General features: G+C 37.8%; 14 protein-coding genes. 10 read left to right on the top strand and 4 right to left on the bottom strand.

The window, feature by feature from the left end; translation table 11 throughout:
• Positions 1-81: 81 nt before the first annotated feature.
• The 4 genes from ald to F5613_RS02585 form a co-directional block, all read right to left on the bottom strand.
• Complete coding sequence (gene ald, locus F5613_RS02600; protein WP_179398571.1) at positions 82-1,170, bottom strand: alanine dehydrogenase; 1,089 nt, start codon at positions 1,168-1,170, stop codon at positions 82-84.
• A gap of 338 nt (positions 1,171-1,508) precedes the next feature.
• Positions 1,509-4,856, bottom strand: a complete 3,348-nt coding sequence (secA, locus tag F5613_RS02595) for a preprotein translocase subunit SecA (RefSeq protein ID WP_179398570.1) — start codon at positions 4,854-4,856, stop codon at positions 1,509-1,511.
• 24 nt (positions 4,857-4,880) lie between these two features.
• A complete protein-coding gene (locus tag F5613_RS02590; RefSeq protein ID WP_079684303.1) occupies positions 4,881-6,470 on the bottom strand; it encodes an alkaline phosphatase family protein in 1,590 nt (529 codons plus the stop codon).
• Positions 6,470-7,651, bottom strand: a complete 1,182-nt coding sequence (locus F5613_RS02585; protein WP_179398569.1) for a lipoprotein N-acyltransferase Lnb domain-containing protein — start codon at positions 7,649-7,651, stop codon at positions 6,470-6,472. Before F5613_RS02585 ends, F5613_RS02590 begins: the two co-directional genes overlap by 1 nt.
• A gap of 153 nt (positions 7,652-7,804) precedes the next feature.
• Here F5613_RS02585 and F5613_RS02580 point away from each other — a divergent pair, with 153 nt between their 5' ends.
• The 10 genes from F5613_RS02580 to F5613_RS02535 all read left to right on the top strand — a co-directional run bounded on the left by F5613_RS02580 (position 7,805) and on the right by F5613_RS02535 (position 19,362).
• Positions 7,805-8,584: a type III pantothenate kinase gene (locus F5613_RS02580; protein ID WP_079684305.1), complete on the top strand. Its 780-nt coding sequence runs from the start codon at positions 7,805-7,807 to the stop codon at positions 8,582-8,584.
• Positions 8,571-9,818: a hypothetical protein gene (locus tag F5613_RS02575; RefSeq protein WP_179398568.1), complete on the top strand. Its 1,248-nt coding sequence runs from the start codon at positions 8,571-8,573 to the stop codon at positions 9,816-9,818. Before F5613_RS02580 ends, F5613_RS02575 begins: the two co-directional genes overlap by 14 nt.
• 30 nt (positions 9,819-9,848) lie before the next feature.
• Positions 9,849-11,213, top strand: a complete 1,365-nt coding sequence (locus F5613_RS02570) for a tetratricopeptide repeat protein (RefSeq protein WP_179398567.1) — start codon at positions 9,849-9,851, stop codon at positions 11,211-11,213.
• Positions 11,214-11,216: 3 nt separating this feature from the next.
• Positions 11,217-11,837: an LPS export ABC transporter periplasmic protein LptC gene (lptC, locus tag F5613_RS02565; RefSeq protein WP_079684308.1), complete on the top strand. Its 621-nt coding sequence runs from the start codon at positions 11,217-11,219 to the stop codon at positions 11,835-11,837.
• A gap of 8 nt (positions 11,838-11,845) precedes the next feature.
• Entirely contained in the window at positions 11,846-13,102 is a 1,257-nt protein-coding gene (locus F5613_RS02560; RefSeq protein WP_179398566.1) for a hemolysin family protein, read from the top strand.
• A gap of 98 nt (positions 13,103-13,200) precedes the next feature.
• Positions 13,201-15,339, top strand: a complete 2,139-nt coding sequence (locus F5613_RS02555) for a peptidylprolyl isomerase (RefSeq protein WP_179398565.1) — start codon at positions 13,201-13,203, stop codon at positions 15,337-15,339.
• A 106-nt stretch (positions 15,340-15,445) separates the two neighbouring features.
• Positions 15,446-16,477 carry a 23S rRNA (adenine(2503)-C(2))-methyltransferase RlmN gene (gene rlmN / locus F5613_RS02550; protein WP_179398564.1) on the top strand — a complete coding sequence of 344 codons (1,032 nt, stop codon included), beginning with the start codon at positions 15,446-15,448 and terminating at the stop codon, positions 16,475-16,477.
• Positions 16,478-16,535: 58 nt separating this feature from the next.
• Positions 16,536-17,573 (top strand): DUF4837 family protein, encoded by a 1,038-nt coding sequence (locus F5613_RS02545; RefSeq protein ID WP_179398563.1) that lies wholly within the window; start codon positions 16,536-16,538, stop codon positions 17,571-17,573.
• A gap of 12 nt (positions 17,574-17,585) precedes the next feature.
• The gene (gene pdxA, locus F5613_RS02540; protein WP_179398562.1) at positions 17,586-18,695 is read left to right on the top strand and encodes a 4-hydroxythreonine-4-phosphate dehydrogenase PdxA; all 1,110 of its coding nucleotides are present in this window, start codon (positions 17,586-17,588) and stop codon (positions 18,693-18,695) included.
• A 202-nt stretch (positions 18,696-18,897) separates the two neighbouring features.
• Positions 18,898-19,362 (top strand): adenylyltransferase/cytidyltransferase family protein, encoded by a 465-nt coding sequence (locus F5613_RS02535; RefSeq protein WP_079684312.1) that lies wholly within the window; start codon positions 18,898-18,900, stop codon positions 19,360-19,362.
• Positions 19,363-19,364: the final 2 nt, after the last annotated feature.

Here is a 19,364-nt window from a genome sequence, read left to right as displayed (position 1 = left end):
CAATAATATAAAATAGAAAAGGTTTCCCATTGGGAAACCTTTTCTATTTTATATTAAACAACTTAAAATTCTAAGATCGGTTTATGCCCATCCGAATGCTTCTGCAACTGCCTGGTATACAATTTTACCTTTTACAATATTAAGGCCTAATCTTAATCCATGATCCATTTCACATGCTTTTTCCCAGCCTTCATTAGCCAGCGTGATAACGTAGGGTAGGGTGGCATTGGTGAGAGCCAATGTTGAAGTGTGTGGTACAGCTCCCGGGATGTTGGCAACGCAATAGTGTATTACACCATTTATTTCGTAAACAGGGTTTGCATGTGTGGTTGCGTGGGATGTCTCAAAACAACCTCCCTGATCTATTGCAACATCTACAAGAACGCTTCCTTTTTTAAGCAGCGGGATCATTTCTTTTGTCAGCACATAGGGAGCTTTGGCTCCTGGAATAAGAACAGCACCAATTACAAGATCGGTATCGTGTAGCTCACCTTCAATATTATGCGATGAAGAATATAATGTTTTTACATTTGCGGGCAGGTTTTCATTCAACCAGCGAAGTCTTGGAAGTGAAATATCGGCTATAATAACCTCCGCTCCAAGTCCAGCGGCCATTTTAGCTGCATTAAATCCAACAATTCCTCCTCCCAATACGAGAACTTTTGCCGGTTTAACACCCGGAACACCTCCTAATAAAATTCCTTTTCCACCCTGAGGTTTTTCCAGAAAGCGAGTTCCTTCTTGTGTAGCCATACGGCCTGCTACTTCGCTCATGGGAATTAATAAAGGTAATGATCCGTCTGCTTTCTCAACAGTCTCGTATGCCAAACAAACAGCTTTACTGGCAATCATTGCTTTTGTCAGATTTTCGTCCGAGGCAAAATGAAAATAGGTGAAAAGAAGTTGATTTTCCCGAATCAACGGATACTCGGAAGCAATAGGTTCTTTTACTTTTACAATCATTTCTGCAACGGCATATACTTCCTCAATTGTTGGAAGCAGGTTAGCGCCGGCTGAAAGATAAGCCTCATCAGGAAAACCACTGTTTAAACCGGCTGATTGTTGTACATATACCTGATGCCCTCGCATGATAATTTCTTTAACTCCTGCCGGGGTAAGTCCGACACGGTTTTCGTTGTTCTTAATTTCTTTGGGTACTCCGATAATCATTTTGGTACTAAATTTAAAGTTATTTTCCCGAAATATACGTAAACATCTGACACCTGATTCTTCTATAATCCTTTTTTTTTGGACCGAAATGTTAATATTTTAATCTGTTTACTGTTTAAATTAATTAAAGTCAAAAATGTTTCTAATTAATAGAAAATGAATTCATAATAGTGTTTATTGAAATCTAACACTTGAGGAGCTTCGTAATATAAATTTAGTGGTAAAGGTATTAGCTGAAAGGGAAGAGGGTAAGGAGTTAAGAGGGTATATTATTAAGGTATAAAATGAAAGAGGATGATCTTACGAACACCCTCTTTCTATTATGTTAGTTGAAATTATTATAGCCCTTTTCCGTGACAATTTTTATATTTTTTGCCACTTCCGCATGGACATGCATCATTACGCCCTACTTGTTTTTCAACACGAACAGGTTCATGCTTAGGTTGAGGACGTTGTTCTGCGCGTTCCTCGGTCTGAGTAGTACCACCAATTTCATCTTTCTGCGTACGGTATTTACTCATATCCTGTCGTTTTTCAGGAACAGCTTGTTGTACAGCAACGCGTTGCGCAGCTGCGTGGGCTGCTTCGGCTTCAGCCTGTGATTGTTTTGGTTCTTCGCGAACCGGAATCTGACCTCTCATAAGAATAGAGGCAGTCTTTCGGTTCATATTATCTACCATCGTTTTAAACAGGTTGTAAGATTCCAATTTATAAATAAGCAATGGATCTTTGTTTTCGTAGCTCGCATTCTGAACAGAGTGGCGCAACTCATCCATTTCACGCAAGTGCTCTTTCCAAGCTTCATCAATTGTATGAAGTACGATCGATTTCTGGAATGATTTGACGATGGCCTTACATTCAGTTTCGTAAGCTTCCTTAAGGTTGCAGCTGATGTTATACATCCGTTTCCCATCTGTGATTGGAATCATAATGTTTTCATACATTCCCCCCTGATTTTCGTAAACTTGTTTGATTACCGGATTTGCAACTTCCGATAAGCGCTCCATTTTGCGTTTGAATGTTTTTAATGCGGCCCCAAACAACTTATCAGTAAGAGCGTCTGATTTTCCACTTCTGAATTCATCTTCGGTGAAAGGACACTCCATTGCAAATACCTTGAATAGTTCAAGCTTGAATGATTCAAAATCACCTTCATGCTGATCAACAATAGCTGATGAAGTATCATAAATTGTATTAAGAACGTCTATTCCAATACGTTCACCCAATAAGGCGTGACGACGGCGTGAGTATACAACTTCTCTTTGTGAGTTCATTACATCGTCGTATTCCAACAACCGTTTACGGATTCCGAAGTTGTTTTCCTCTACCTTCTTTTGGGCACGTTCTACGGACTTGCTAAGCATATTATGCTCTAAAACTTCACCTTCTTTGAATCCAAGTTTATCCATCAGCCCGGCAATACGTTCGGATGCAAACAAACGCATCAGATCATCCTCAAGAGATACATAGAATACAGATGATCCCGGGTCTCCCTGACGACCTGCACGACCTCTCAACTGGCGGTCTACACGACGTGATTCATGTCGCTCTGTACCGATAATAGCCAAACCTCCGGCTGCTTTTACTTCGGCTGACAATTTAATGTCTGTACCACGACCAGCCATGTTTGTTGCAATTGTTACAGTACGTGCCTGGCCTGCCTGAGCTACAATATCCGCTTCACGTTGGTGCAACTTAGCATTTAAAACGTTGTGAGGAATTTTTCGTAGCGTAAGCATACGGCTCAGCAATTCCGATATTTCTACCGAAGTTGTACCTACAAGTACCGGACGTCCTGCTTCAATCAAGCTACTGATTTCATCAATAACAGCTGAGTATTTTTCTCGTTTGGTCTTGTAAATACGATCGTTCATATCCTTACGGGAGATCGGTCTGTTGGTGGGAATAACAACAACATCCAATTTGTAGATATTCCATAATTCGCCTGCTTCTGTTTCTGCTGTACCAGTCATCCCCGAAAGTTTATGATACATACGGAAATAATTCTGCAGGGTAATTGTGGCGAATGTCTGGGTAGCCGCTTCAACCTTCACTCTTTCTTTAGCTTCGATTGCCTGATGTAATCCGTCAGAATAGCGACGACCTTCCATGATACGACCAGTTTGCTCGTCAACAATCATTACTTTGTTGTCCATCACTACATATTCATCGTCTTTTTCGAATAATGTATAGGCTTTAAGTAATTGGTTGATAGTATGTACACGCTCACTTTTTACTGCGTAATTCGCCAGAATTTCATCTTTACGGGCCTGTCTTTCCGTTTCGCTTCCCGGCATATTGTCTAGCTGAGAAAGTTCGGAAGTAATATCAGGGAGAACGAAGAAATGAGGATCGTCAGAATTGCCTGTCATCAAGTCTATTCCTTTGTCGGTTAGCTCGATGCTGTTGTTTTTTTCGTCAATTACAAAAAATAGTTCATCCGTAACCAAATGCATGTTACGCATGTTTTCAGCCATATATTGTTCTTCAGTCTTTAACATGGCCGCCTTTACGCCCTGTTCGCTAAGATATTTTATCAGAGCCTTATTTCTTGGATATCCCTTGAAAGATCTATATAACAATAACGTCCCTTCTTCTTTTACTTTAGAATCCTCGTTCAGCATTTTGCTTTTTGCCTCAGTAAGCAGTTTGGTGCAGAGATTTTTCTGAGCATTTACAACCACTTCAACATTGTTTCTGAATTCTTCAAACAACTGATCATCTCCTTTAGGAATTGGACCAGAAATAATAAGAGGAGTTCGGGCATCATCAATCAAAACAGAGTCAACCTCGTCGACAATTGCATAATTATGTTTGCGCTGTACAAGATCCTGCGGACTTATAGCCATATTGTCACGCAGGTAATCAAAACCAAATTCGTTGTTCGTTCCAAATGTTATATCTGCATTGTAAGCTGCACGACGGGCATCCGAATTAGGCTGATGTTTGTCAATACAATCAACAGAAAGGCCATGGAACATATATAATGGTCCCATCCATTCCGAGTCGCGCTTTGACAAGTAGTCATTTACAGTTACAACATGTACGCCTTTTCGTGTAAGGGCATTAAGAAATACGGGAAGGGTTGCAACCAATGTCTTACCTTCACCAGTAGCCATTTCAGCAATTTTACCTTTATGTAAAACCACACCACCAAATAGCTGTACATCATAGTGAATCATCTCCCACTTGATATCATTACCCCCGGCTTTCCAGTGGTTCAGATAGATGGCCTTATCATCTTCAATGCTTACAAAATCGTGTTTAGTAGCTAAGTCACGGTCGAATTGATTGGCAGTTACAATCACCTTTTCATTTTCAGTGAAACGGCGTGCTGTTTCTTTCATGATAGAAAAAACTTCTGGAAGAGATTCTTCCAGAACAACCTCCATTTTTTCAGTAATAGACTTTTCAATAACATCTACTTCTGCCCAAATAGTTTCGCGTTCTTCCAGTTCCTTTTCTTCGATTCCTTTACGAAGCTCTTCAACTCTTGCATTTTCAGTGGCTACATAATCTTGAATACGTTGCTTTATTTCATCCGTTTTGGCACGCAATTCATCATTCGACAGCCTTTGAATCTCAGGATATACAGCCTTGATTTTGTTTACATAAGGGTCGATTTCCTTGAGGTCACGCTGCGACTTGTTGCCAAACAGCTTGGTCATAAACTCATTAAATCCCATGATATTTTTATTTTCTTGTTTTTGTTAATAATTGAGTAATTCTGAAAGCGGTAACTGGTTGCAGGCATTTGGTGGCCTGATCCTCAGTACATGGGTAACTGTAGGAGCTACCTCTGTTGCTTTCACTTCTCTATAGATATGAGCGGGTTTTAGTCCGTTGCCCATAAATATTAAAGGTGTGATTACTGCATTATTGCGGACAACGCTGGTGTTTTTTTTCCCTTTTTCGTCTCCGTTGGCAATAGTCCATCCCGGTTGTAGTTCAATGATAAGATCACCTCTTCCTAGGTGATGTGTGCCATTCCTGAAATTTGCAGTACCTTCATTCCAATCTCCGGATCTTAATTCTCTGTCGGTTGTTACATGCTGCACTCCACTGAATTCTAGTACAAACTCGGCGGCTTGCCGTTGTATCACTCCAAGATCGAGCTTTGCATCTTCAATGGCTTTTCTATTGAAAAAAATCTGACCGTCATGATACCCTTTAACCCAATTTTGTTGACCATGTATTGCCATAAGATACATATTCAAAAGGGCTACGCAGCGTTTTGGATAAAAATCTCCTCCTCCAAGAGACAGTCCTTCAGAATAGGTTACTTCATTCTCATAATAACCCGTACCTGATAAAACAATCAGGGTATTTACCAGTCCTACTTTCTTGTCAACAGCATCCAAAAGTTGTTCAAGATCCTTATCCAGCTGAATATAAATATCTTGAATCTCTCTTGTATATTCTTTGTTTTTAGTCCCGTTGTAATTACCTGCATAAAAGGTTACAGACAATAAATCCGGACAGCTTCGGCTACCGAATCCTCCAAATTCCAGAAATTGTTTTGTAAGACGGGTAATCTCTTTGTTTATGTATGGTGAGCTTTTGAAATTGAAATAACAATCCTTATACTTGGGGTTATAAGAATACTTGAAGGGCAGATCGTCCATCAGGTATGGAAATGCACTATATTGTTTTAGTGGCAATGATGGCTCCCAAACCATTGATTCAATGCGTGATTCAAGAGATTCGTTCCCATTATTAAAACGATCAACATACCAAGGTACGTTTTTATAATAGGTGGTAGTAGCCCATTTGCCATTATAATTATCAAGCCAAAAAGCCCCGTTTGCTGCATGCCCTGCAGATAGTATAGCACTATTAGCATCCGGTGCGATCGAATATACGTCACTTCGCCCGTTTGAAGCAATTTTCAGCTCATCTCCAATGGTAGAGCTGATAAGGTTTTTGGGGGAGTAATTATCGTGCGTGTAATTGCCCAGAAAAGCCGGATCATACAGACAAGGCAATTCCTTATCTTTTTCAAAATCGTAGATGCTGTCCCCTGTAATTCCATGAAAACAAGGATTGGTCCCTGTAAAAAGTGTAGCAAATGCTGAGGCCTGATCTACGTTTGAAAATTCAAAACGAATGTTTTTATATACGAGTCCTTCGTTTAGCAATCGTTTGAATCCACGATCTCCAAAAGTATTGTAAAAATATTCTATATAATCACCTCTAAGCTGATCCACCGTGATGCATACCACCAATTTAGGCGTTTGTTGTTGCGCCTCCAGATTGGTAATTGCTAAAACCGCAATCAGAGATGTAAGGAATCGTTTCATTAATAAATCTTTTTTATGATATAAACACTATATCCAGACCTCATCCAAAGCGTTAGTACCAAAGGGATAAAGGCTGTATTAAACTGCTGAGGAATGATGTGCCATCCAACAAGCAGGAGTGTTAGCGCTGCAAAGTTAATAAAATGATAATAATAAGCAGCCTTATTCAGCTTTTTTACTGAAAACAATATCACTCCAATCAGATGAAAGGGGTGAAGCCAAATAAGCGACCAATTCGGGTTGGTAGCAGGATGCGTTGATATAAAGCTTAGAAAAAAGAGAATCAAACCTGCTATGCCGGCTATTGAAAACAATACAATGTCGATACCTCGGAAGATTTTTTTCCTTTTGAATGCTATAATGGTTAGTGTTGTAACTGCCAGTAATAAACTTATGGACACAAACAGTGGCGAAAATAAACTTGGGCTACTCTTATCAATGTCTTTATTTTCTTCTATTAAAACAGATGAAGATTGTACTAATTTGCGGCTTTCACCAGAGGGAGTGCTAATGGTAGCCTCATCAAAGGCAGAAACAAGATATAATGGTAAGAACATTTGTTCACGGATGGTGGTAATGCGGTCGGTCGGACTTCCCAAGGCCAGATCGCAACCGAAGGTATACCAGTAATGGTTTCGTGTGCAATCATTGATCAGGTCTCTGAACGTAGGTTTGTTTTTATTCTCTTTATAGTTTATTTTGCCCTCTACTGCTTTTTCTACCAAATCTCTTGGTTTAGTCGAGCAATTATCAAAAAAGAAATTATAGCGATACGTTCTGTTTTGTGGCTCGTAGTTGACAATCAATGCTTGCCATAGTTTTTCTTTTTCTACCTGATTCAAGTTTAATGCCTGTTCTACTACTTTACTACCTCTCATCTGATACTCTATGAAGTAGTTTTGAAAGTCGGCAACCCCAAGCATGTAATCAGTCTCTCCTTTGGCAAACCTATAGATGAAGTTCGGAGTATGGAAATCAAAGATTCCATAATTAAAAACAAGGTCAATGTTTTGAGCTGGGTCTAATATCCGGATTGCTGTATGTCCGTAAAGAGTGAATACCTCTTCGTCCGAAGGATAGCTCGTTAAAATACTTATGCGTGATTCCTCACTTAAAGGAAGCTGAGCTTTAATCGGTAAAATCAAAAGTAGAAAAGAGATAATAAACAGATATTTTTTCATCGATCGATAATTTTCAGATGCAAATGTATGTTTTATTTTTTAAATCATCAATCTCGCAGAAGCATCATATTGACCTTTTTACAAATTAGAATTTATATGAATTTGAAGTAAATACAGACTTATTAGTAAAAAAAAGAGGTTAATCGCAAAAATATGTGTGTTATGTCGTCTATTTTGCTTTTCTTTGTGCAAAATATCAAACAAGTGAATCTGATTATTGAACAAGGAAATTCATCTGCCAAGGTAGCCATATTCGCTAATGGACAACTAAAATCGTCATTTGTTTTCAAACATTTTGATGTTTCGGTTGTTCGTTCTCTTTTTGAAGAGTTTGATCTTGATCAGGGAATATATTCTACGGTTGTAGATGTAGATCCTGAAATTGCAAGCTTTCTTAAAGGTAAGTTGCGTTTTTTTTTGTTGCTTGATGAAAATGTGAAGTTGCCGGTTAAGGTTTCCTATAAGACACCTCAGACATTGGGGAAGGATAGATTGGCTGCTGTTGTGGGAGCCAATTATTTGCAACCGGGGATGGATTTGTTGGTTATTGATGCTGGAACTGCTATTACTTATGAAGTAATCGAGGCTTCAGGTACTTTTGTAGGTGGGAATATCTCTCCGGGGATGTCTACCCGATTTAAAGCGTTGCATGCATTCACTAAGAAATTGCCGTTGCTTAACGAACCAGAAGATGTTTTATTTATTGGAAATGATACTGAATCGGCCATACAATCTGGGGTAGTAAATGGTATAATTTTTGAAATGGATGGCTATATAGATTCGTTAAGAATAAAATATCCCTCTCTTTTGGTTTTTTTAACGGGTGGGCATTCTTTTTATTTTGCACGGAAACTAAAAAACGCGAACTTTGCGGACATTAATTTAGTGTTTACAGGATTAAATAGAATCTTAGAATATAATGTTGAAAATTAAAAGTATAATTTTAGTTGCTATCTGTATTCTTTCTCAGATGTCGTTGTTTGCACAAAACAACACAAATTCTCCATATACACGATTTGGATATGGAGAGTTGGCCGATCGTTCGTTCGGGGCTGGGAGAGCTATGGGTGGAATCGGGTATGGGTTGAGATCTTCTAAGCAGATTAATCCTTTAAATCCTGCGTCTTACACGAGTATTGACTCAATGACGTTTATTTTTGATTTTGGAGCTTCTGCCCAATTATCATGGTTTGATGATGGACAGAATAAACAAAATAATTATAATGGAAATATAGAATATCTGGCAATGCAATTCCCCCTTCACAAGAGAGTTGCAATGAGTATTGGAGTTCTTCCATATTCGTATGTGGGATATGATTTCGGAGCATTGAAAAAGGCGGAAGATTCCGACTTGAACTATATAGAAAATTTTGTTGGTACCGGCGGATTAAACGAAGTCTATGCTGGATTGTCTATAGATGTATGGAAGAAGAGACTTTCAGTCGGTGCAAATGTTGGATATTTTTTTGGTAATATAACTCATGAACGTAATTTGTCTTTCGGTAACGGATCTGACGCATATGATGTGTATCGAAAACAACGGGTAGATGTAAAGGATATTAAACTTGACTTGGGTTTACAATATACACATCCTGTCGGATTGAAGGAAAGCCTGAATTTCGGATTGGTTTATTCACCATCAAACAAGTTGAATGCAACATCTTACGATATTGAATCGTTGAATAATGTTGCCAAAGCAGATACGGTTACGGGTCTTGGCTTTGATATTCCCGAGTCTTACGGATTTGGAGTCTCTTATGTCAAGAATAATAAACTGACACTTGGAGCTGATTTCCTTTATCAGACTTGGGATAAAGCTAAATTTTTTGATGAGACAAGTCAGTTTAAGAACAGAATGCGTCTGGCATTAGGTGGAGAGTTTATTCCTGGTTTTGCAGAGAAGAGTTTCTTAAAAAGAGTATCCTATCGAGGTGGTATTCATTATAGTAATTCTTACTTAAATATAAATGGTAACAGCTATAAAGAGTATGGAGCAAGTGTTGGTTTCGGTCTGCCTTTGGTTGATGGACGGTCTATCATTAATCTGTCTTTCGAATATGTAAAGATAAAACCGGAAATAAGCACAATGATTGATGAACAGTATTTAAGGTTTACTGTTAATTATACATTTAACGAACGTTGGTTCTTCAAATGGAAATTGGATTAAGAAATTTTGCTAACATTAATTTAAAGAGATATGAAGATTAGAGTGTTATTGCTTGCTATCGGATGCTCTATAGGAGCATTTGGAGTGTATGCGCAGAAAGGAGTAGATACTGGTTCTCAATTTGGATCAGGTGCTGATAGTGCAAGATGCGTTGAGAATATTAGCCTATTTATTCCTTATGCAAAAGCTGGCAACTTTAAAGATGCCTATGAGTTTTGGAAAATCACGTACGATGAATGTCCTGCTGCAACAAAGGATATTTATCTGTACGGAGTGAGAATTGTTGGGTGGCAGATCGAAAATGAAAAAGATCCAGCTAAGAAAGCAGCCTTAATTGACAAGTTGATGGCTGTGTATGACCAACGTGTGAAGTATTTTGGAGACGACTCCAGATATGGAAAAGATTGGATTGTATCTCGTAAAGCCCAGGATTATATCCAGTATATGGGAGACAAGGCCGATGTAAAGGTTCTTTACGGATGGTTAGGAGAAGTAATTACTGAATTTAAGGAGAAAACAGAAGCATTAGCTGTTTCTTACTTTATGTATTCTTCACACCAGCAATTATTGAAGGATCCTAATTTTAAGGAACAATACATTCAGGATTATCTGAAGTGTTCTGCAATTTTTGATACACAATTGGCTGCTGCAAAAGCTGCTGGTAACGAAAAGGAAATTGGCAACCTTACTACTATGAAGGCTGGTTTGGATAATGGTTTTGCAAATAGTGGTGCTGCTGATTGTGAAACTTTACAAAATATGTTTGCTGCCAAAATTGAAGCCAATAAGACTGATTTAAATTATCTTAAGGAAACAATCTCGTTGTTGAGACGTGTTCGTTGCCAGGAAATTGACGCTTATTTTGCAGCATCTGGTTATGCTCATAAAATTGAACCGACTGCAGAATCTGCAATGGGATTAGGTAAGCAGGCTGTTAAGAATAAGGATTTTGATACAGCTGTTAAGTTCTTTGAGGAATCAGCCAGAATGGAAACAGATCCAAACGTAAAATCTGATATTTACTACATGATTGCTTTAATATCTTTTGATCAGAATAGTTATTCTAAAGCAAGACAGTATTGCATGAAGGCTCTGGATATGAAACCTAATAACGGTGCTCCTTATTTGTTGATTGGTAAAATGTATGCCGCAACAGCTAAGAGTATTTATCCGAACGATGGTGTACTGGCTAGATCAGTATATTATGCAGCAGTAGATAAGTTTGAAAAAGCAAGACAGGTTGATCCTAGTTGTGCAGATGAAGCTAATTCATTAATCGGATCATACAGAGCGCATTTCCCTTCTACTGAAGAAATCTTTATGCATCCTGATTTGGAAAAAGGTCAGACTATAACAATCGGAGGTTGGATTGGAGAACAAACAAGGGTTCGTTAAGACATGATTATACCTCTTTTGAAGTTATTATCAAATAATAAAAACATAACAGCTGCACTCTTCGCAGCTGTTATGTTTATTTTATTATCTACCTCTTGCGGCAAGGAGAATAAGGAGGTGGTTGATGTTTCTTTCGATCCGGAAAAATCGTACACCATGAAGGCCTTGGATATCTCTACGCTTATATCCGATTCCGGAATAACCCGCTACAGGTTAAATACAAAAAAATGGCTTGTTTTTGAGAAAGCGGCCGAACCTCATTGGTATTTCCCGGATGGAGTGTATGTTGAGAAATTTGATACTCTTTTTAGAGCAGAGGCAAGTATAAAAGCTGATACAGCTTATTATTATGACAAGAAAGGCCTTTGGAAACTTATCGGTAATGTTAAAGTTTCAAGTTTAGCCGGTGAGCGGTTTGAAACGTCTCTTCTTTTCTGGGACCAACGAACAGAAAAAGTTTATTCTGATAAATTTATTCGAATTGAACAGGCGGAAAGAGTTATTACCGGAATAGGTTTTGAATCTAATCAGAGTATGACTCTTTATAAAATTTTTAACCCTCAAGGGGTATTTCCGGTTTCAGAATCGCGTGCCGATTCGTTGAAGCAGGATACAGTCAAGTAGAATTATAATTGAACATGTTGACCTATATATTCATTTCTCTACTAACGATTGCTTTTTTTTCAGGAATGGAAATTGCTTTCATTTCCTCTAATAAAATTCGTTTTGAACTTGAAAAAAGGAATAAGCGATTTTCCAGTTACATCTTGTCTTTTTTTTATAGAAACCCCTATGAGTTTATCTCTTTAATGCTGGTAGGTTACTATCTTTCTCTTATTGTTTATGTCCTTTTAATTGCCTCATATATTGAATCATCCATTGGTTTATTTGTCGACAACCAGATTCTTTTTATATTTATTCAATCATTTTTTGCAACAATCCTTATTTTAATTGCCGGCGAATTTCTTCCAAAAACAATTTTTAAAACCAACCCAAACCTATACCTGAAGATATTTTCTATTCCACTGGCTGTTTTTTATGTGGTATTGTATCCGGTAACAAAGATTATTACACTCATAACTTTCCTTATTTTAACTGTGTTTGGAATAAAGGATTGGAAGCGGACTGTCAGTAAATCCTTAGGAAAAGTTGATTTGGATTTTTTTATTCAACAGAGTCTGGAAAATTTACAGCAAAAGGCAGAGATTGAGAATGAAGTCAAAATATTTCAAAATGCTCTTGACTTCTCAAATGTACGTTTGCGTGATTGTATGGTTCCCCGTACAGAGATTGTTGCATGTGATAAGCAAACCACAATCAATGAGTTGAAAAATAAATTTATCGAAACTGGCTACTCGAAAATACTCGTTTATAACGATAGCATCGATGGAATTATAGGCTATATCCATTCGTCTGAATTATTTACTGATGTAAAAGACTGGACAACCCGCATAATTTCTGTTCCAATTGTGCCGGAAAATATGACAGCCAATACACTTATGAAAATGCTGTTGCAAGAAAAACGAAGCATTGCTGTTGTTGTGGATGAATTTGGTGGAACAGCAGGAATCGTTACTCTGGAAGATCTGGTTGAAGAGATATTTGGAGAAATTGAAGATGAACATGATACGAAATCCCTGGTTAGTAAGCAGCTTGGAGAAAATGAATACCTGGTCTCTGGTAGATTGGAGGTTGATCTGCTGAATGAAAAATTTGATTTGGATTTGCCTGAGTCTGACGATTACCAAACCATTGCAGGGTATATTCTACACAACTATCAAAAGTTTCCGAAGGTAAACGAGATAATCGATATTGGCAGATATAGCATGAAGATTGTGAAAGTAACATCAACTAAAATTGAATTAGTTCGAATTAAAGTGATTGATTAGTGAAAAAAAGTTACGGAATATGCGCGTTAATTACGTTTTGTTTGTATCTTCGTGCCCGTTAACTGTAAAATATAAACTTTTTAAATATATAAAGATAAATGGCTACGCTGGAAAAAATTAGAAACAAAGCAGGATTGTTAGTACTCGTAGTGGGGCTGGCATTGTTTGCTTTCATTATCGGTGACTTTTTAAACTCAGGATCTACTTATTTTAGACAATCGCAGGAACGTGTTGCTGAAATTAATGGAGAAGTGATTAAAATTCAGGATTATCAGGCTCGTGTTGACGAAATGACGGAAGTTTATAAAATGCAGTCCGGTAGCACAAGTTTACCTGAAGAATACATGACTCAGATTCGTGAATCTGTCTTCGATGCTATGGTTCGTGAGATCGTCCTTGGAGAAGAATTGTCTGATTTGGGTATTGTAGTTTCACCCGAAGAGCTGTTTGATATGGTTCAGGGAGAAAATATTTCACCTATGATCCAGCAGATGCAGATGTTTGTAAATCCTGAGACTGGTGCATTTGATAAACCTGCATTGTTGAATTTCTTGAAAACGATAAATGATCCTAATCTTGCTAATTATCCAGCAGATCAGCAAGCTCAGCTTGCCCAGGCAAAGAATTTCTGGTTGTTTTGGGAAAAGAATATCAAGCAACAGCGTTTGGAGCAAAAATATACAACTTTGCTTAGCAAGGCTATTACAGCCAATGTTATTGATGCCAAAGCAACTTTTGACGAAACAGCCGAAAGTTCAGATATTGTGTATGCAATGCAACCCTATGCTTCTGTTGCTGATTCTTTAGTGACAGTATCTGATAGTGAAATTGATAAATTGTACAATCAACGCAAATCTGTGTATAAGCAGAAAGAGAGCAAATTGATCAAATATATTGCTGTAGATATTCGTCCAAGCAAGCAGGATTATGACAATGCAAGTGCGGAAATTGAAGCAATTAAAGAAGAAGTTATCTCAACAGACCGGATTGCCGATGTTGTAAATGAAAATTCTGAAGTTCCTTATGTGGATGCATTCTTTTCTGCAGCAGCTTTTGATGAGCAGCTAAAACAATTTGCAACAACTGCCGAAGTGGGAACAGTTTATGGCCCCGTTTTCGAAGCTGATAAATACAGATTGTTTAAATTGGTAGATAAGACTGTTGCACCTGATTCGATTAAGGTTAGCCATATCATGATTGCCAATGCCGGTAATGAAGCTGCTGCAACATCTTTGGCAGACAGTTTGATGACAGTTCTTAAGAACGGCGGCAATTTTGCTGAGTTAGCTAAGAATTATTCACAGGATCAATCTGCGCAGAATGGTGGCGAACTTGGATGGTTTACGGAAGTTACAGCTTTAAGAGGTGTAAATGAAGATTTCAAGAAGGCTATTTTCTCAACTCCTGTAAATGGTTATGCATTAGTAAAGTCTTTGTATGGAACACATTTGGTTAGAGTAGACGAGAGAACTGCCAGTGTAACAAAATATAAAGTTGCAGACATTGATATGACAGTTTCTCCCAGTTCAAAAACTTATAGCAATATCTATAATGAATTGAATAAGTATCTGACAGCTAACAGAGATATTAAAAAGATGGATGAAGCTGCTAAAGAAGCAGGATACAATGTACTGTCTGATGTGACTGTCACCGGTGCTGATCAAATGATCGGAACTATCAAAAATTCAAGACAAGTTATTCGTTGGGCATTCCAAAATGATAAAGGTGCTATTTCTGATATTTTTGAATGTGAAGATAAGTTTGTTGTTGCAGCAGTTCAGGAATCAATCCCTGAAGGTTATGCTTCTGTAAAAACAGTTGCTCCTGCTTTGAAGGCTGAATTGATTGCTCAGAAGAAAGGCGACAAAATTGCGTCGGATCTTGCTGCTAAGAATATCACTTCACTTGAAGGTTATGCAGAAGCTATGGAATCTAAAATAGACTCAGTTAAGTTTGTTAGCTTCGGTACACGCAGAATTACTGGCATCGGTGTTGAACCAAAAGTAAATGCTGCGGTAGCTTTAGCTCAGGTAGGACAGCTTACACCTCCGGTAAAAGGAAATAACGGTGTTTATGTACTAAAGGTTTATAATAAAACCAAAGATGCAAAAGTATACAACGAAGCAGAACAGATTAAGACAATTGACTCTGCAAATGCATATCGATTCGGATTCCAGGCTGTTCAGTCGTTGGTTAATAAAGCTGAAATCGTAGATAACCGCATTCGTTTCTATTAAAAAAAGTTTTAAGTTACATTATACTACACGGCGGATGTCTTTCTTTGATGAAAGACATCCGCTTTTTTTTTATCTTTGCAGTTTAAAGTATATTAAGAAGGAAGACATGGAAGCAAAAAGAAGATTATTAGGAATGACATTAAATGAACTGAAAGAAGTAGCATCAGAGCTTAATCTTCCAGCCTATGCTTCGAAGCAAATAGCCGATTGGCTGTATAAAAAAAGGATTGTTTCTATCTCTGAAATGACAAACCTATCTGCAGCAAACAGAAATACGCTTAGTGAGAAGTATGTTGTTGGGATGACATCTCCTTCGGAGTTTATGAAATCGGTGGATGGCACTATCAAATATTTATTTCAGGTAGGAGTTAATGCCTTTGTAGAATCAGTATATATTCCTGAAGAAGATAGAGCTACATTATGCGTGTCTTCGCAAATAGGTTGTAAAATGAATTGTTCATTTTGCATGACAGGTCGCCAGGGATTTAATGGAAACCTTACTACTTCTGATATAATAAATCAGATTCAATCCATCCCAGAATACGAAAAGCTGACTAATATAGTATTTATGGGTATGGGAGAGCCCTTGGATAATGCTGATGAACTATTTAAAGCTCTCGAAATTCTTACATCGTCGTATGGCTACGGCTGGAGTCCAAAACGTATAACAGTATCTACCATCGGGGTTGCAAAAGGTCTGCAACGCTTTCTTAAAGAAAGTGACTGCCATTTGGCTTATAGCCTTCACTCGCCTTTCCCTGATGAACGTTTATCTATCATGCCCGTCGAAAAGGCATTTCCTGCCAAAGAGGTTATAGCTCAAATCAGGCAGTTCGATTTTAGTCATCAGCGTAGGGTTTCCTTCGAATACATTATGTTTGACGGATTAAATGATGACTTGAGACATGCTGAAGGAGTTGCTAAATTAATTGCAGGAATTCCTTGTCGTGTAAATCTTATACGTTTTCATGCCATACCTAATTCACCCCTCAAAAGCTCAAATACCGAAAATATGAATGCGTTTCGAGATGCCCTTACTAAAAAAGGAATTGTATGTACCATTCGTTCGTCGAGAGGTGAAGATATATTTGCCGCTTGTGGAATGTTGTCTACAGCAAAAAAAGAGCAAAAGAATTAAATAATGCATGCTTTTTGCAAAAAAAATATATCTTTGTTGAATTAATAAATTAATGCATATGAAAACGATTTCTTTGTTTTTCAGTATGATGTTGCTCGTCATATGTATGGGTGCCTGTGAAGGAGGTCCGGTTGTGTCAAAAGCAACAGGTTCACCCGGTGATTTAATTGTTGTGATGGATAAAAGTGCATGGGAGGGACCTGCCGGTATCGCAATAAAAGATTTGCTTTCATCAGATGTTCCAGGCTTGACACAACCTGAGCCGGTAATGGACATATCTTACACAGAGCCCCAAAATTTTGATAGAATGCTACAGATTGTCCGGAATATTATGATTGTTGAGATTAATCCATCCATGTATACGAAAGCAGGGATGAATTATTCGCAGGACAGATGGGCTAAAGGGCAAATTCTATTAAAATTACAAGCTCCTGATGCTGCATCTCTTGAGCTATATATAACCAATAATGCTAAATCAATATTAGACTTTTTTGTAAAATCTGAGTTGAACCGTACGATTGAGACCCTGGATAAAACCTACAGCAGCTATACATACAAAAAGGTAAAGGAGATATTTGATGTAGAATTGAAAGCTCCCGAATCAATGAAATTCTATAAAGATACTACAAACTTCTTCTGGGCTTCTAATAATGCAGCGGAAGGCAGACGAGATATGATTATCTACTCGTTTCCTTATACTGACAATAATACATTCACCCCGGAGTATCTGATTGCAAAAAGAGACTCTGTGTTAAAAGCAAATATTCCCGGATCATTTGAAAATTCATATATGACTACCGAAACACGTTTTGGGGGAGTTAGCTTCACACCTATAACTGTAAAAGGAAAATACTGTGCCGAAATACGTGGTTTATGGAAAATGGTAGGCGATATGATGGGAGGCCCATTTGTAAGTCATGCACGTTTGGATGAAGCAAATCAGCGGGTGATCGTTGTTGAAGGATTTGTATATGCACCTGAAAAGGATAAAAGAAATATAATTCGTCAGGTTGAAGCATCTTTGTACACATTGAAGCTTCCCGGTGAATTTGACCAACCGGATGAAGAGCCGCTTCAAGCCGAATTGAGTAATTAATATAAAAAAGAAATGGAAGAAAGATTGATAAGGGTTGGAATCACGCACGGAGATATAAATGGAATTGGTTACGAGGTTATTTTAAAAACTTTTTCCGATATAAGAATTGCCGATCTTTGTACGCCGATAATATATGGTTCATCAAAAATTGCAGCTTATCATCGCAAAGTCCTCGAGATGCAACCTGTTAATATCAGTGTCATTAATCAGGCTGAAGATGCGGGTGTCAATCGTATAAACATCATCAACTGTGCGGATGAAGAATCGAAAGTAGAATTAGGAAAATCAACGGAAATTGCCGGAGAAGCTGCGTTTAAAGCATTGGAAGCTGCTTGCAATGATTTGAAGAGAGGGGTGATTGATGTTCTTGTAACAGCTCCTATTAACAAACATAATATTCAAAACGATCAATTTCATTTTCCTGGACATACTGAGTATCTTGAAGAGGTGTTCGGAGTGTCTGGCAAGAAGGCTTTGATGATTCTGATGAGCAATAACCTTCGGGTGGCACTTGTAACCGGGCATCTTCCTTTGTCTGAGGTTGTACAGAATATTACCAAAGAGGATATTAAATCTAAATTATCGGTTTTTAACCAATCGTTAAAGCAGGATTTTGGAATCATTAAGCCTAGAATAGCTGTTTTAGCGTTGAATCCTCATGCTGGAGACAATGGGTTGCTTGGAAAAGAAGAGGAAACCATAATTATTCCTGCTATGGAAGAAATGGATAAACAAGGTGTATTATCTTTCGGACCCTATGCCGCAGATGGATTCTTCGGTTCGCAGAATTATGATAAATTTGACGGAGTACTCGCCATGTATCATGATCAGGGATTAGCTCCGTTTAAAGCCCTGGCTATGGAAGAAGGAGTTAACTATACAGCTGGATTACCTATTGTAAGAACATCTCCTGCGCATGGAACAGCTTACGACATAGCAGGCAAGAATATGGCTTCCGAAGATTCATTCAGACAGGCGTTATATACAGCTCTTGATATTTACAGATGCAGAAAATTCTATAAAGAAGCAACTGCAAATCCACTTCGTAAGCAATATTTCGATAAAGGAGGGGATAACGAAAAGCTCGACCTTACAAAAGATGATGCAATAGATAGTATCTGAAAAGAGTCTAATATATATAAAACAGACAGTAAGAATTAATAAAATTACTGTCTGTTTTTATTTTAGTACTTCGTTACAGATATTACCATGCGATTCTAATAGCCGATAGGAGCATGTATTAATTAGCTTTTTTTTAGATAAACTTTTTTTGATAGGAAAAGTTTGTGTAAGTTTGTGCAATAAAACTTAGATAGGATTAGGTATGTTTAAAAATAAAACGATAGTTTACACTTCAGGAACATTTGATATGTTTCATTATAATCACCTTCGTATGATTAACTACGCCAGAAGTCTGGCTGATATTTTAATCGTAGGAGTGAGTACAGATGAACTTGTAATGTCATATAAACCTCAACCGATCATCCCTTTTAACGAACGTCTTCAAATTATTGAAGCTCTTAAAACGCCCGATATTGTGATTCCTCAGCATTCCTTGGATCACAGCGAGATAGTGAAGAAATTAAATATCGATGCTTTTGTTGTAGGCGACGACTGGTTTGGGAAATATGATTATTTAGAAGAACTTGGTGTAAAGGTTTTTTATTTTCCATATGGTACAGGAGTTTCTTCATCCAATCTAAAAAAGACGATTCACGATAGCTACGAGGCAAACCTCCATTCCCAGCAAAAAGCGAAACCTGTAACGGTTAAGCATGAAACAGAATAAAT

The organism is Macellibacteroides fermentans (assembly GCF_013409575.1).
In the GTDB taxonomy this organism is placed as follows: Bacteria; Bacteroidota; Bacteroidia; order Bacteroidales; family Tannerellaceae; genus Macellibacteroides; species Macellibacteroides fermentans.
This window is presented reverse-complemented; position numbering and strand designations above follow the sequence as displayed.